The organism is Bacillus sp. S10(2024) (assembly GCF_050473865.1).
Lineage (GTDB): Bacteria > Bacillota > Bacilli > Bacillales > Bacillaceae_G > Bacillus_A.
In genome coordinates this window covers 2,046,994-2,061,974 of record NZ_JBFLUR010000002.1, presented here as the reverse complement: position 1 = coordinate 2,061,974, position 14,981 = coordinate 2,046,994, and the positions used below count along the sequence as shown (strand labels likewise).

The window sequence follows — 14,981 nt, the reverse complement described above, 5'->3', positions numbered from 1 at the left end:
ATCCCAGGTTATAAAATAACCTGGGATTTACATGTATTTTAAATTGTTAGTATAGGGACCGTTATTACTTTAGTCACAACGTCTTTCGCGTCGTTTACATTTCTTTCTTTTGCAATCATCTTTCTTACGATCTTGGTTACGTGTTTCATTATCATCGTTGTTATTATCATTGTTGTTATTCTCGTTGTTGTTATTGTTATTGTCATCATTATTATTGTCGTTATTATAGTTCCAACGCATACTTTGAACATGGAACGCTGGTACATACGTAACCTGACCATCAACCTCTAGTAGAATATGATCTCTAGTACGGCCAACAACAGTCCCTTCTATTTTCTTTGGACCTTGGTTCAATTGAACCGTTTCTCCTTTTAGCCGGTTAATAACACTTCCAAAACGAGTTCCGCTTACAATGATAGGGTCTTCATTTTGGTTATTTTGATTATTGTTTTGTTCATTATCATCTGATTCTTCAGAGTCATCTTCATATTGCTCGGCAAAGCCATTAATATGATGTAACGGATAGTAAACAACACCATCGTTAGTTTGTACTACACAAAAATCACTTTGAATTTTTAATAATGTGCCCTCTCCTTTTTCTGGACCTCCTAAATTAACACTTACGTTTGTGCCAATTAAATTTTTTAAATTTCTCATCGCGTTTTGAGAATTATACGAATAATTATATGGATACATCATACATAGTTCCTCCTTAATGGAATTTATTTCTCTTTAAATCATTTGTCGTTATATGATATTCATCTTTACAGGACAAGACCTAGGATACTTGACTAATTTATAAAAAATGTGCGTATACATAAAGTGAAACTTTAATGAGTGGAGGGATCGCCCACCAACCCTCACCAATCGGGCTTTTACGGCAGCTTATCTCCCAACGAACATTCTAGCCGCTAAGGCTGGAGAATGCTTTCACTGAATTTTGAGGTGGGAGTAATACTGCCCACGAATAGCGAGATAAAAAAACAAGCACTCTGCGAGATTAAGAGTGCTTGTTGAGTTGAATATTTATATTTGTATGCATACTGCGCTCGCTTTTAGTTAATGTTGTATAAGAGATGACAATATTTCCTTTGGCAATTGGTTCATAAGCAAGATCATCGTATTGGCCATTATTTTTGTTATGGACTGTTAGTTCAATAGAGTCGAGGTTTGCATCTGCATATTTTTCTTTGATTTGTTTCGCAATTGTTTCTAGTTGTTTATAGGAAGTGGCATCAGTAATCACCATTCCTTTTAGAACAATTTTTTCTTTTTGTCTAGATTGCGTTAGTGGTATGTGGTTTTCGTTTATATATAGGATGTGATAAGGAACGGTATCGTCATTTGATTCTGCTTTTGGTTTATTGTATTCTCCAATTAAAAAGAGTGCAAAACATAATGTTATACATGACATGAGAATAATCCAAAAACGGACAGATGATAACACTTTCATCAGCATTCACCCTCGTTTCGTATAAGTTCTTTCATAATGAATTATACAAAATCAGCATTAAATAAACGTTAAGCGAAGGTAAAGAAAAGTAAAGATGGACATTTTTTTGTATATATAAGTAAAAAACGAGAATGAAAACCGCTTTCTTTTAGGGGGGACGAGAGTATCTGGCTGTGCATAGAAAAATCACCTAGGTTTAATAAGAAGTTATAAGATACAATGGAATTTGTAAAGAATGTAAACGTATAATGAATTGTTCATAGATGAAACAACGTGTTCATTTTATTTTTTCCCAAGATATTATAATATGTTTTTAGATTTAAAGGTAGATAGGGGATGGTGTTGGGATGATTTCTATTGGGTTAACAGGATGGGGGGATCACGATTCTTTATATAAAGATGCATATGAAATGAAGCATAAGCTGCAAACATATAGCGAGTATTTTCCAATTGTGGAAGTAGATAGTTCTTTTTATGCTATACAGCCTGCAAGAAATTATGAGAAATGGGCTTTAGAAACACCAGCAAATTTTTCATTTATTGTAAAGGCTTATCAAGGAATGACAGGTCATATGCGAGGAGAAATTCCGTTTGCGAATATTGATGATATGTTCCACACATTTAAAGAGTCAATTACTCCTCTTCAAAAAGCCAATAAGCTAAAAATGGTATTATTTCAGTATCCGCCTTGGTTTGATTGTCAAAAGAAAAATGTAGATTTATTACGTTATACGAAAGAAAAAATGAAAGATATCCCATGTTCATTAGAGTTTCGGAATCAGACTTGGTTTTATCCACAATTTCATAATCAAACGTTGGAATTTATGAAACAAGAAGGTTGGATTCATACAATTTGTGATGAACCGCAAGCGGGAATGGGTTCTATTCCAATTGTATTAGAATCAACGCATGAACAAATGACCTTAGTTCGATTTCACGGTCGCAATGTACACGGGTGGCTGGATAAGGGAGAGAACTGGCGGGCTGTTCGCTGTTTATATCGCTATAATAAACAAGAATTAAAAGAATGGGTAGAGCGGATAGAAAAATTGAAAATAAAAACAAAGGAAGTTTACCTTCTATTTAATAATAATTCTGGCGGAGATGCAGCAGATAATGCGAAACAACTCATGGATATGCTTGGTATTACGTACGGGGAACCTAAGCCTGAACAACTAAATTTATTTGAATGAAGTGAAATATCAACAAAAGAGTTTCATCTATTAATAAGCAAACCAAAAAGAAAAACCCTGCACAAACAGGGGGAATGTACAGGGTTTTTCTTTATGAAAAAAGAGGGGTAACAATGTTACTGAGCGTTTGGTTGATTCATCAATTGTTGGCTTCTTAATAAATGATAATGGTTATCATTATCATTGTCAATGGTTTTCTAGATTTTATCTTAAAAAATTTAAGGTTTATAAAAATTAAGATTGGTGATTGGCTGTGCATACTTGAGATGACTTGCTTTAAATGATAGAAAAACTCTCACTTTAAAGATAGGTGAGAGTTTTTCTGTCATTAGAAACCTATTGCTGTTCTTTTTGTTGTACGTATTGCTGTAAATCAAATGGTGTAACTTCTTGAATAAATTCTCTTGAAATAAGAGATTGAATAAGGGTACTTTCGGTAACGACAGCACCTGTTTTCTTTTTGTAAGCTTGCTGCAATAAATCTAGCTTTTCTAATGTTTCCTTAGGTAATTCAATTGTTAATGTGTTCATATTTCTCCCCCCTATTATTAGAGTATCACTAGAAGAGGAGAGAAACAAGAAAAGGGTTTTTAAATGACTGCTATAAAAAGAGGATAACTATTTTCAAAATAGTTATCCTCTTTTACGATTTTTACAGTAAGTATTGTTAAGCAATACCGATGTATTTTAAAGTTTTGGATGGGGTACTATGATCAAAAAAGTGTTGTAAAAAGGCAATATCTACGCCAGATTTATAAGCACAATATCCCCATGTTTTGCGAAGTGTATGCGAGCTAATCCCTTCTAAACCAACTTCTTTTGCCGCTTTGTTTAAAATGTACCAAGCATGTTGTCTCGTGATAGATTTTGTTCCTTTTTGAGATTTTAATAATGGTTCATTGCGCTTCCATACTTTTCGTTCTTTCATGTATTGTTCAATTGTATGTTGCAATTCTTCATTTACAGCGAACCATTTATGCTTCTTCATTTTGTCATTATAGAACAAAATAGAATGACGAACATGCTCATTTTCATCGATAACATCGCCAACTTTTAACTGTAATATTTCACTTACTTTTAATCCTGAATTTACAGCTAATACGAATAATAAAGCATCACGTTTTGATGATTGTATTAGTATATCTTTGATTTTTTCTAATTGTTTTTCATTTTGAATTGGTTGTCCAACTTGTTTCATTTCACGCACTCTCCTCTTTTATATGTGTAAAGGAAAGGATTAACTAGTTCTTACTGTAAAGGAAGCGTGTGAATTTCATGTGAACTTTTCGTGAAATTCGGACAAATTATTTGATTACTTCCACTTTTGGCAAATGAAAGTAAAAGACAACGCCGTTTTCTTTATTATAAACGCCATAATTAGCATGATGCAATTCTAAGATATTTTTTACGATGGATAGTCCAAGACCAGTTCCGCCTGTGTGACGGCTACGTGATGCATCTATTCGATAGAAGCGGTCCCATATTTTATCTAAACTCTCCTCGGGAATCGGTGCACCGTTATTTTCAATTTCAACTTTCACTGTTTCTTCATACTCACTGACAGTTACTTTTACTTGTTCTCCAACTGGTGTATAACGAATCGCATTGCTTAATAAATTGACGACAACTTGTTCAATACGATTTCGATTTGCTTGTACATAAATAGTGGAATCAAATGCAAGTTCTACTTGTAAATTTTTTTCTTCGATACTAAATGATAGCTTTGAATATACTTGTTGAATTAATTCTCCTATCGAAAAGTTTTCCAATTCTAATTTATATGTGCCAGACTCAAGTTTTGCAAGTTCTAGCATTTCGACAATAAGGCGGTTCATATTATCAGTTTCTTCTAAAATAACGTCAGTATAGTACGAAGTGTCTTTACTTACGCCATCTTTAATACCTTCAGCGAAACTTCGGATTACACTTAATGGCGTTTTTAATTCATGTGATACACCAGAAATAAATTCTTTTCTAGTTTTTTCCAGTTGTCGTTCTTTTTCAATATCTTGTTGTAGCTTTGTATTTGCTACATGTAATTTATCAATTCGGTCCTTTAAATTTACAGAAAGAGAGTTAATGCTACTTGATAGACTTCCTATTTCATCCTCTGTTGATATAGGGAGTTTTTCAGAGAAATCAAAGTTTGCCATTTTTTTTGTAACACGATTCATTTTAATAAGCGGATTTGCAATGATTTTTGAGTAATAAAACGATAATAAAATAATGACAATAAAGACGATAATTAACGCATATACATAATAGTCTTTCAATACAAGCATAGCCTCATCAACGGGCTGCAATGATGTCATTGCAAATGCAAATTCTTTTATTTCTCCATTTGAAATAACGGGTTTAACAAAAATTTGACTTTTAATATCGTTTTCCCCGCCTAATGTGTATGTTGTCATTTCATTCGTATTTGTTTTCCCTAATGCAACAGAAAGCTCCCAATGTTGGATACCTTGCATTAATGTATCCTTATTTGCAAGGCGAATATCGTTCGTGGATGGAGTGTGCAACTTCGTTATAGTGCCATCAAATGTGTTTACATTATTACTAAAATCTTTTGAATATATATTTTTTTTGACATCTGTAAGTTGGATTCCAAATAGCTTTAAATCTGAAATGATATTATCATTTTGCCATGTTCTATTATCCGCAGTAGTAATGGCAACAGGAATAATCATATCGTTTTTAGGGATTCCTTGTATACGGATTGAATCAGAAATTTTTAATCCTAAATTGATAAACGAAGAATATTCGGAAATTGTAAACGTATTATTCAATGGAATGAAAAATGTTTTATTGAATTTATCAACAATTTCAATATGATAATTTTTATCATCTTTAATAATGCCATTACGATCTAATAGGACGAGTTCAGCGTTTGTTTTTTCATAGAACGCTTGTTTTAACTTTGAAAGCTCTTCAAAGGAACCGTTGCTTTTTTCATATTTATTTACAAATTTTTCGAAATTAGTCTGGACTGTATGAACTTTTTTATTAATATAAAATTTCTCTAAAAACAGCGATTGTCCAACGAAAAAAAGTAAAAATGTCACAGTAAATAATGCTGATGTTAATAAGAAAAGCTTAAACACAATACTTCTTTTTTTCACTTTTTCACCTCATAAGCTGTAAATTCCATAATCATCACTTTATTATAGCAAACGAATAAACATAATAGGGGAGAAAATCTGGCGCATGCAGTGGTAGTTTATTGGAAAAAGTCATATAAGTAGAGGGATAAAAAAGAACTTGCCAGACGTATGACAAGTTCTTTTTAGATTTATGCTTGGATTGCCGCGTCTAATGCAATTTCAATCATTTCGTTAAATGTTGTTTGACGTTCTTCAGCAGTTGTTTCTTCACCAGTAAAGATATGGTCACTTACTGTTAAGACAGATAATGCATTTACACCGTATTTTGCAGCTAAAGTATATAATGCAGTTGTTTCCATTTCAACAGCCAATACACCGTAGTCTCCAAGTTTTTTCACCATATCCATGCTCTCACGGTAAAATACATCGGCTGTTAGGACGTTACCAACGCGGATGTGTAACCCTTTTTCTATACCAGCATCATATGCTTTCTTCAACAAATCAAAGTTTGCACAAGGTGCAAAATCAAATCCAGGGAATACTAAGCGATTTAGGTTAGAGTCTGTACAAGCAGTCATCGCAATAATAACATCACGTACTTTTACATCTTTTTGAATGGCACCGCACGTTCCAACACGAATTAAATTTTTTACCCCGTAGCTTTGAATTAGCTCGTTTACGTAAATAGAAATAGAAGGAACTCCCATACCTGTACCTTGAACAGAGACACGTTTTCCTTTATATGTTCCTGTAAATCCTAGCATGCCACGCACATTGTTATAGCATGTTACATCTTCTAGAAAATTTTCTGCAATATACTTTGCACGTAAAGGATCTCCGGGTAATAAAATAGATTCTGCAATTTCGCCTTCTTTTGCTCCAATGTGTATGCTCATATAAAATCCTCCTTGTTATGTAATAATCGGTATTACTTAATACTACTTCACTTTGTAGTATACACGAAGTAGAGCGTTTACAATAGTGTATTTCTATCTATTCTGCTATTTGGACATACCTCAAGATTCAGGAGAAAGCAAAGGAAATGGAGGAGCAAAATACTATGATGGAAGTTTCACTTTATAATTCATTGCATTCGCTTCTTCTATTGTTTCATGCAGCAGGGAAAGCACTGGCCATTTCTATGCATTGTTGAATGCTCTTGTTTATCTAAAAAGAAAGTCGCTTTTTCAACGTGTATTTAAATATTTTTTGCAAATATAGTAAAACTTCTATTCAGAGAGAGAAGGTATTATCTGCTTCAGGAAGAATAGATTAATTGTGCGCAAAAAATCAGAATTGTGCAACGATTTATCTGGAAATAGATAGGTGATTTTATGAAAAATGCTATTATAGGAGTTATCGCTTTGCTTCTGATTGTTTTTGGAGGCTTTTATATGAAAAAATATAAAAATAGTGAAGAAACAACAGGACAGATACAGCAGGTGAAGTGGAAGCTTCATGATATGGATGTAAATGAAATTGCGAATATTACATTTCAATTGCAAAATAAAAAAGGGACTGAAATTCGCGGTGTAAACGACCACATTCGCATGTTTATTGTGGATAAACAGTTAACACAATCGTATCAAGTGAGACCAACTTTTGTTGGGAGTGGTTCTTACAAAGCTACATATCAGTTTAAAAAAGAAGGGGAATATACCATTTTCCTATATGAAGAAATAGGAGATACAACAAAACAGTTTGCTGAAGAAAATATAGTAGTAGGAAATAAAGTTGTAGAAAAAAAACAAACTCCAATTGCTGCTGATACAGTATTAACAAAAAACATTGGTCCATACAAGACATCGCTTTTATTTCGTACATTACATCCGAATGAAGAAGAAACATTAACATTTCAATTTCAAGTAGGGAAAGGAGAAAAAATTAAGTTTCGTTCAAATACAGGAGAACGTGCTGAATTGCGTATAGTGGATGGAAAACAACAGCATTTCCTATACGCTGTTCCAAATAATGATGAGGAACAATTACAATTTCGCGTTACGTTTCCGAGTGAAGGGATTTATAAAATATGGGGGACTTTTTATATAAATGGAAAGAAATATGAAGAACAGTTTACATTACAAGTTCAGAAACGAAAAGACAGCTAAGTTTTAGCTGTCTTTTCGTTTTCCGATTAATTTTGTTACAGCGAGCATCGTAATTGGTAAGGAATGATTTTTACGAAATACTAAATATTTCCCGCTCCATGTTGGTTTATATTTTTCTTTGAAATGTCGCAGGCCGCTAAAGCTATATGTATAACGAACGTTATTAAAAATGGCTGCTGCAACACGCTCTGACCAAAATGATTGTGCCGATAATCCAACATTAGAAAGCGGAGCCATTCCAATATTAAAGCAGTGATAGCCATTTTCTTTTGCCCATTGGAATAAATGAATGAACATAGCATCCATAATTCCGCCTGATGCATCAGGATAATAACGCATTAAGTCAACAGATAATTCACCATCTTGGTATACAGGCATAAATGTTGTAAAGGCAATGATTTTACCATCAGCATCAGAAAGTGTTGCAATGGGCGCACGATTAATATAATCACGATCAAAATAACCAAGAGAGAAGCTTTTTTCTTTTTTCCCCCCAAGCCATGCATCTGATACGTTTTTTAATTCATCATACAATTCATCTGTAAATGGTGGTTGGTGAATCGCAAAAGTATACCCTTCTCGCTCGAAACGGTTGAAAGTTGCACGCAATCCAGCTCGTTTTTTTCCTGAAATTGTGAAATCATTCAAATCGACAACTGCTTCTTCACCAAGCTTGAAGAAGTTATAACCAAAATCATGATATAAACTCATCCATTTACTTTCAATTTGATAAAATACACAAATATAGCCGAAACGATCCGCTTCTGTTAGAAATTCTTCTAAAACGCTACGAAAAGAAGAAGGATTTCCGATTGGATCACCGAGAACAATAAGACGTTTACCTGTAGGTGCAAACTGAATCATTGCTTTTCCGTCGCTACTGAAAAAGAATTGCTTATCTCCTAAAAAACCAAGGTGACTTAACACGTTCCCACCGTATTCATCTAAAAAGTGCTGTAGTCGTGTCATATTGGCTGGTTGCCCGGGAAATTTATTTTTGTAACGATTGGCAATCAAAGAACCAATTAGTAGAAAACTTGGTACAAAAAAAGCTGCTGCAATTGCACTGCGTTGTACTTGTTTAATATTACGAACAACAAAATCAGGTTTAAATACTTCTTTGGCTTGTGCAAATTGTACCCCAAGTTTTTTATAAAGATATAATGTGATAAGTAAAAAGAGAAAAACCTTTACTACATCTGAGAATGAAACCGCGATTTGCTCCCGAACAAATCGTTTGCGAATCATATATAGTACAGTGAGTACAATAAGTAAGATAAAGGTTTCTTCCAAATCAATTCCTTTTAGTGTATTGAAAATCGCGGCACCGATTAGAGATACAAACGTCATATAATAGGAACGTTTCGTTCCGTGATAAATGCCACGTGATAAAATAACGAGTAAAATACCAAATGTTAGCGATAAACTAAAGGAAATTTGTATAAGGTGTTTAGGAACTAAAATATGAAGTGCATGAGCCCGTTCAATACTTGTTGGGAAAATGGTAGAAAAAATCACCATAAGTCCTGCAAAAATTGTTAATGCTCCAGATGCCCAAGAACCAAGTTTTCCTAGAAAATCGCGTTGTAGTGTCCAAATGACTCCGGTTGTTTCGAGGGCAGGTGCAATGAACGGTTTATCTTCAATTTTCTTTAAAGCAGATCCTGTCATTTCAAATGCTGCAAAAATTAAACCTAGCCCAAACGGTAAAATATAATATACAAGGCGATATAATAACATAGCAGGGAGTAATACACCTGTATCTACGCCGTATTGTCCAATGCCTGTTATGAACACAAGATCAAAGGAACCAAGACCTCCTGGTACAAGACTCACAACGCCAGCTAAAGCTGCAATAACATATACACCGAGAACCTTATGGAAATCTATCTCAATTCCGAATAGAAGTAAGATGACATACATTACTATGCCTGCTGATACCCATTCTACTAATGATACAAGTGAGTAGAGGACAGTTGGATTTTTTTCTACTTGTTGTTCTTCTTTGCTTTGTTTGCGATTTTTTATTTTGGAAATACCTATGTATAATGGAACAAAAAGAGAAAAAAAGATGAAAACAGGCCATAGCCAAGGTTTTTCATGTAAAATAAATCTTGTATCTAATACGCCAATAAGGCCGAGAAAAGATAATAATGCTAGCCCATTAATAAAAGCCGTTGTCATCCAGGCGATACTTCGAATAAGTTTACCATTTTCTTGTACATAAGGACGATATAACATTGTACGTATACCTGCCCCAACAAGACCACCGAATCCAATAAATCCATTGAATGTATTAGCAGTCCAAGAAATGCGGAAAATCTTTTTAATTGGTATATCTGCTTGCAGATGCCGCAGCATAAAAAAGTCATAAAAGAACATTGTAGCAACAGCAAATGCACCGAGTATAACAGCTAAGAAAAACCCGCCTGGTGGAATATGTTTAATCGTTTCAACTGCTTCTCGAAATGAAATACCAGAAAATTCTTTTCGTGCTTGAAAAAACACAATTGTTAATACAACAAAAGGAAAAATAAATTTTCCAATTTGTAATATACGTTTCCATGAAAACGACATAAAGACAACTCTCCTTGTATAAGAAAACTGAGGCAATATTTTTATTATGACAAACTTCAATAAAAATAAAAAGAAAAATTCATTGAAATCTTAGTTGTAATCTTTATATTTATAAATATTTTCTATTGATAAATTGCTAAATTTGATGCAATAGAGAGCAGATGATGTTTACGGGGGACAGTAGCTATAAATAAAAAATGTACACAAACGCATCATCAAACTTTTTACATTTCACGACTCGTATACAAACTAGAATAGAAAAGGCACTGCATGTTTTGTCCGCTATTCATGTTCGGTAAGACTCTAACTTCCAAAAATTAAGAAATTCCACTTTATTTTGAAGGTTTTTTGAGAGAATTTATTTCTTTTGAAGGAAATCTGTTTTAAAAATCGAAAATCAAAACATATTAATACGTTAAAAGGCTTTTGCGCATATATTGATGAAGAAACAATAATGGTGGTAAGACATGTTGTAAAGAAACTGATCCAGAATAAAGTGAACCTTTCAGCAGTGGGGGTCTTACTGTCTACGAATAGCGGGATAAATACATAACAGAAAAATCAACTTTCAAAATTAGTTCAAATAGTGGGAGGAGAAACTAGCATGTCAAATTTAATGGTTGAAAACCAAACGCAGCAAGCAACTGTTTTTTTGGGAGAAGTAGTTGAAGTGATCACAAAATATGTAAACTATCATACATTACCTTTATTATTAGAAGAAACACCAGAAGGCGATGAACAATATTTTGCTGGATTGTTAGCCTCCATTCGGCGCTTGCTTGTATTTTGTGAAGAAGGCTTAGATGCTTGCTGTGTATTACTAAATAATACGCCGTTTCGAAAAAATGCAGCGGAAAGAACGCTATATAAAATCTACCATCAAGTGATTGCAGAGTTTTTTTCACCTAAAAATGATCATTGGTATGAAAATAGTCGATCAGCTTATACAGGAAAGAATTCAATTGCGTTTCAAAAGCAACCTCCTATTTCAATTGAACAAATGATGAAAGAGTTAGAAGGGAAATTTCAAATGTTGCGTGAAGAGCTAGAATATTATGAGACCGACTATCAAACGAAAATGATACAAAAATATTAACTACTGTAAGAAGTTAGGGAATTCCTAGCTTCTTTTGCTTTTTGAATCGTCATATACGCCCGTAATTTTGAATACATTTTAAAAGGATATATTGTTGGAGGTGTCATATGAGTCAGCAAGAAGTGTTCACTGATTACTTTCATGAAGTTGAAAGTTGGTGCGAAAGTGTTCTCCACGTATTAGATAGCCGGGCAACAGAGGTGTATGATGTTCATATGCTTGCATATAAAATTCAAATGCTATTAGATCGGATAAAAGAAAATGAATATGACTATGATGCAGAATTTGTTTATGAAATTAGTGATGATGTCGAACATATTCAACACTACTTACAAGAAGCGTTAATGTCTGACTCAGAACAATATGTATTATATGAAAGAAATTATGCAGAAGCTTCTGTACCAATTGGCGGACATACCTTGCCACCGCTTCCATATCCGTATAATGCGCTAGAGCCTTATATCTCACGGGAAATTATGATGTTGCACCACGATAAGCATCATCGTAGTTATGTAGAAGGATTGAATAAAGCAGAGAAGATGATGGCAGAAGCAAGAAAAACAAATCAATTTGATTTAATAAAGCATTGGGAGAGAGAAGCTGCTTTCCATGGTTCTGGACATTATTTACACACTATTTTTTGGAACAATATGAAAAAAGATGGTGGTGGTAGCCCGCACGGAGAATTATCTAGGCAAATTGAAAAAGACTTTGGGAGCTTTTTACGTTTTCAAAAACATTTTACAGAAGCGGCAGCGAAGGTGGAAGGTTCAGGCTGGTCCATTCTCGTTTGGGCACCTCGTTCCGGCCGATTAGAAATTTTACAGAGTACACTCCATCAATTGTTTACGCAGTGGGATACAATTCCTCTATTAGTACTGGATGTATGGGAGCATGCCTATTATTTACAGTATCAAAACCGAAAGGAAGAATATATTAAAAATTGGTGGAATATTGTCAACTGGGGAGATGTAGAGAAAAGATTTGAAAGTGCAAAAAATTTACAGTGGATACCATATTAGACGCATTACAATGCGTCTTTTTTAATTGTCTGTTTATTCTTATGCAGTTACCACCCTATCAACTTCCATTCATATTTTAAAGGTCCAAGCATACACTTGTACAAAAAGTGCCAAAAAGGACGTGAATATATGCGAAGAAGATGGATCGTGATTGCACTTATTCTAATATGTGCAAATATGTTGCCACGTGATACATATGCGCAAATGAATAATGTTAGTGCACGTAATGCTGTGTTGATGGAGCAACATTCGGGGCGTGTATTATATGGAAAGTTAGAGCATGAATCTGAAAAAATCGCAAGTATTACAAAAATTATGACCGCACTTTTAGCGGTCGAATCAGGGAAAATGAAAGAAAAGGTACCCATTAGTAATACTGCAGTTCGTGTGGAAGGATCAGCTATTTACTTAAAACCAGGACAGAAAGTACCCCTAGAAGATTTAGTATATGGTTTAATGCTGCGCTCTGGAAATGATGCAGCTCAGGCAATTGCAGAATATGTTGGCGGGAGTATAGATGGATTCGTATATTTAATGAATGAAAAAGCAGCCCAAATTGGAATGAAGGATACGCATTTTTCTAATCCACATGGTTTAGACGGAGATGGGACACATGTTTCTTCAGCATATGATATGGCACTGTTAACAAGGTATGCCATGGAAAATGAGACATTTCGTAAGATTTTTGGAACGAAAACGTATCAGTCTAAAGTATGGGACTATCCATGGAAAAATAAACATAAGCTTGTAACTTCTATGTACGAGTATGCAACAGGAGGGAAAACTGGATTTACGAAAAAGGCAGGGCGAACACTTGTAACAACCGCATCAAAGGATGGACTAGATTTAATTGTTGTAACATTGCAAGCTTCAAGTGATTGGGATGATCATATGTATTTATTTAATGAGGGGTTTAAACAATATGCAGCAACTACAGTAGTAGCGAAGGGTCCCCTATCTGAACTGCAAGACAAAAAGTATACAAATCATATATACACGAAAAATGATTTATTAGTGCCGCTAACGGAAGAAGAGGCTAAAAAGGTTACATTAAAAATTGAATTTGATAAAACGGCCAAGCTGATAGATGGAGAGAAAGTAGGGCGTGTCGTCGCTTATTTAAGTGAAGAAGAAATTGGAGAGCGTAACCTATTTTATAGTAAACGAAAACTTATTGTGACTACAGGTTTGTTTTGGAGAGATTTTCAGGAAGTATTTTCTCATATGTTAGGTGTGGAAATAGATGGTTAATATTATATGGGTTGCGATGGCGTTAATTGGTATTGTATATGCAATGTTTAATGGAACGATGGACGAAGTGAATAAAGCGGTTTTCGAAGGTTCAAAAAATGCTGTAACTATTTGTATCGGACTGATTAGTGTTCTTGTTTTTTGGCTTGGTTTAATGAAGATTGCCGAGGAGGCTGGACTACTAAAGAAACTTGTTGCGCTGTTTATGCCCCTTGTAAAAAAACTGTTTCCAGAGGTGCCGAAGAATCATCCAGCACTGGGTTTCATTTTATCTAATATGATGGCAAACTTTTTTGGATTAGGAAATGCAGCCACACCGCTTGGGATTAAAGCAATGGAACATTTAAAAGAGTTAAATGGAGGAAGAGACTTTGCGAGCCGTTCTATGATAACATTTCTTGCTTTAAATACATCAGCTATTACACTTATTCCCACTACTGTTATTTCGATTCGGATGACGTATCATTCTGCAAATCCAACTGAAATTGTAGGCGTAACGTTTATCGCTCAGGTTTTATCTATGATTGGAGCGATTTGGATTGATCGTTATTTTTACCGAAGAAGATGTAGAAAGGGGAAGAAAAAATGAGTCTCGTTAATACGATTTCTTTATGGGTGATTCCATGTGTGATTGGATTTATTCTATTATATGGGACGATAAAAAAAGTACCGACGTATGAATCATTTGTAGAAGGCGGGAAAGAAGGAATTCAAATTGCTGTATCTATTTTACCATTTATGGTCGGTATGCTCGTTTCTATTTCAATTTTTCGGGCTTCAGGCGCGTTAGATGCAATGATACACGTAATGAAACCAATGTTAGATGCTATCCATGTGCCAGCAGAAATTGTTCCTCTTGCCCTTATTCGCCCTATTTCTGGATCAGCAGGGCTAAGTATTACAACGGATTTAATTGCCACATATGGACCAGATTCGTTTATTGGGAGACTTGCGTCTACGATGCAAGGAAGTACAGATACAACCTTTTATATTTTAACAGTTTATTTTGGAGCGGTTGGGATTCGGAAAATGGGCGATGCTTTAAAGGTAGGCTTATTTGCTGATTTAATTGGGATTGTGTGCTCAATTGTATTTGTTTCACTTATGTTTCAGTAATAATGATTCATTTTTAATTCAAATTAGACTATAATACGGATACAGCCACTATTAAGAATGT

At 34.4% G+C, this 14,981-nt stretch carries 14 protein-coding genes; 7 read left to right on the top strand and 7 right to left on the bottom strand.

The annotated features are described in order from the left end of the window. Nucleotides 1–69 precede the first annotated feature (69 nt). Nucleotides 70–699, bottom strand: a complete 630-nt coding sequence (locus tag AB1280_RS10595; RefSeq protein WP_429755788.1) for a hypothetical protein — start codon at nt 697–699, stop codon at nt 70–72. A 301-nt stretch (nt 700–1,000) separates the two neighbouring features. Next, nucleotides 1,001–1,453: a hypothetical protein gene (locus AB1280_RS10590; RefSeq protein WP_429755787.1), complete on the bottom strand. Its 453-nt coding sequence runs from the start codon at nt 1,451–1,453 to the stop codon at nt 1,001–1,003. 347 nt (nt 1,454–1,800) lie between these two features. Between AB1280_RS10590 and AB1280_RS10585 the strand changes: the two genes are divergently transcribed. Continuing rightward, nucleotides 1,801–2,646 carry a DUF72 domain-containing protein gene (locus AB1280_RS10585; RefSeq protein WP_429755786.1) on the top strand — a complete coding sequence of 282 codons (846 nt, stop codon included), beginning with the start codon at nt 1,801–1,803 and terminating at the stop codon, nt 2,644–2,646. Nucleotides 2,647–2,982: 336 nt separating this feature from the next. Here AB1280_RS10585 and AB1280_RS10580 read toward each other — a convergent pair whose 3' ends face one another. From AB1280_RS10580 to deoD, 4 genes are all read right to left on the bottom strand, one after another. Then, complete coding sequence (locus tag AB1280_RS10580; protein WP_429755785.1) at nt 2,983–3,177, bottom strand: DUF3924 family protein; 195 nt, start codon at nt 3,175–3,177, stop codon at nt 2,983–2,985. A gap of 136 nt (nt 3,178–3,313) precedes the next feature. Then, nucleotides 3,314–3,844, bottom strand: a complete 531-nt coding sequence (locus tag AB1280_RS10575; protein ID WP_090915491.1) for a tyrosine-type recombinase/integrase — start codon at nt 3,842–3,844, stop codon at nt 3,314–3,316. 106 nt (nt 3,845–3,950) lie between these two features. Then, entirely contained in the window at nt 3,951–5,768 is a 1,818-nt protein-coding gene (locus AB1280_RS10570; protein WP_272189580.1) for a HAMP domain-containing sensor histidine kinase, read from the bottom strand. Nucleotides 5,769–5,938: 170 nt separating this feature from the next. Further along, complete coding sequence (gene deoD / locus AB1280_RS10565; RefSeq protein WP_429755784.1) at nt 5,939–6,646, bottom strand: purine-nucleoside phosphorylase; 708 nt, start codon at nt 6,644–6,646, stop codon at nt 5,939–5,941. Between the two features lie 438 nt (nt 6,647–7,084). Between deoD and AB1280_RS10560 the strand changes: the two genes are divergently transcribed. Beyond that, on the top strand, nt 7,085–7,858 hold the full coding sequence (locus AB1280_RS10560; RefSeq protein ID WP_429755783.1) for a hypothetical protein: 774 nt from the start codon (nt 7,085–7,087) through the stop codon (nt 7,856–7,858). Nucleotides 7,859–7,861: 3 nt separating this feature from the next. Here AB1280_RS10560 and mprF read toward each other — a convergent pair whose 3' ends face one another. Beyond that, nucleotides 7,862–10,435 (bottom strand): bifunctional lysylphosphatidylglycerol flippase/synthetase MprF, encoded by a 2,574-nt coding sequence (gene mprF / locus AB1280_RS10555; RefSeq protein WP_429755782.1) that lies wholly within the window; start codon nt 10,433–10,435, stop codon nt 7,862–7,864. Between the two features lie 604 nt (nt 10,436–11,039). Here mprF and AB1280_RS10550 point away from each other — a divergent pair. From AB1280_RS10550 to spmB, 5 genes are all read left to right on the top strand, one after another. Next, nucleotides 11,040–11,531, top strand: coding sequence for a DUF3907 family protein (locus tag AB1280_RS10550; RefSeq protein ID WP_429755781.1), 492 nt, complete (start codon nt 11,040–11,042; stop codon nt 11,529–11,531). Nucleotides 11,532–11,638: 107 nt separating this feature from the next. Continuing rightward, nucleotides 11,639–12,553, top strand: coding sequence for a superoxide dismutase (locus AB1280_RS10545; protein ID WP_272189574.1), 915 nt, complete (start codon nt 11,639–11,641; stop codon nt 12,551–12,553). Nucleotides 12,554–12,682: 129 nt separating this feature from the next. Beyond that, a complete protein-coding gene (locus tag AB1280_RS10540; RefSeq protein WP_429755780.1) occupies nt 12,683–13,804 on the top strand; it encodes a D-alanyl-D-alanine carboxypeptidase family protein in 1,122 nt (373 codons plus the stop codon). Next, on the top strand, nt 13,797–14,393 hold the full coding sequence (locus AB1280_RS10535) for a nucleoside recognition domain-containing protein (protein ID WP_272189572.1): 597 nt from the start codon (nt 13,797–13,799) through the stop codon (nt 14,391–14,393). The genes AB1280_RS10540 and AB1280_RS10535 overlap by 8 nt, the downstream gene beginning before the upstream one ends. Beyond that, entirely contained in the window at nt 14,390–14,920 is a 531-nt protein-coding gene (gene spmB / locus AB1280_RS10530; protein ID WP_098915351.1) for a spore maturation protein SpmB, read from the top strand. The genes AB1280_RS10535 and spmB overlap by 4 nt, the downstream gene beginning before the upstream one ends. The last annotated feature ends 61 nt before the right edge of the window (nt 14,921–14,981 follow it).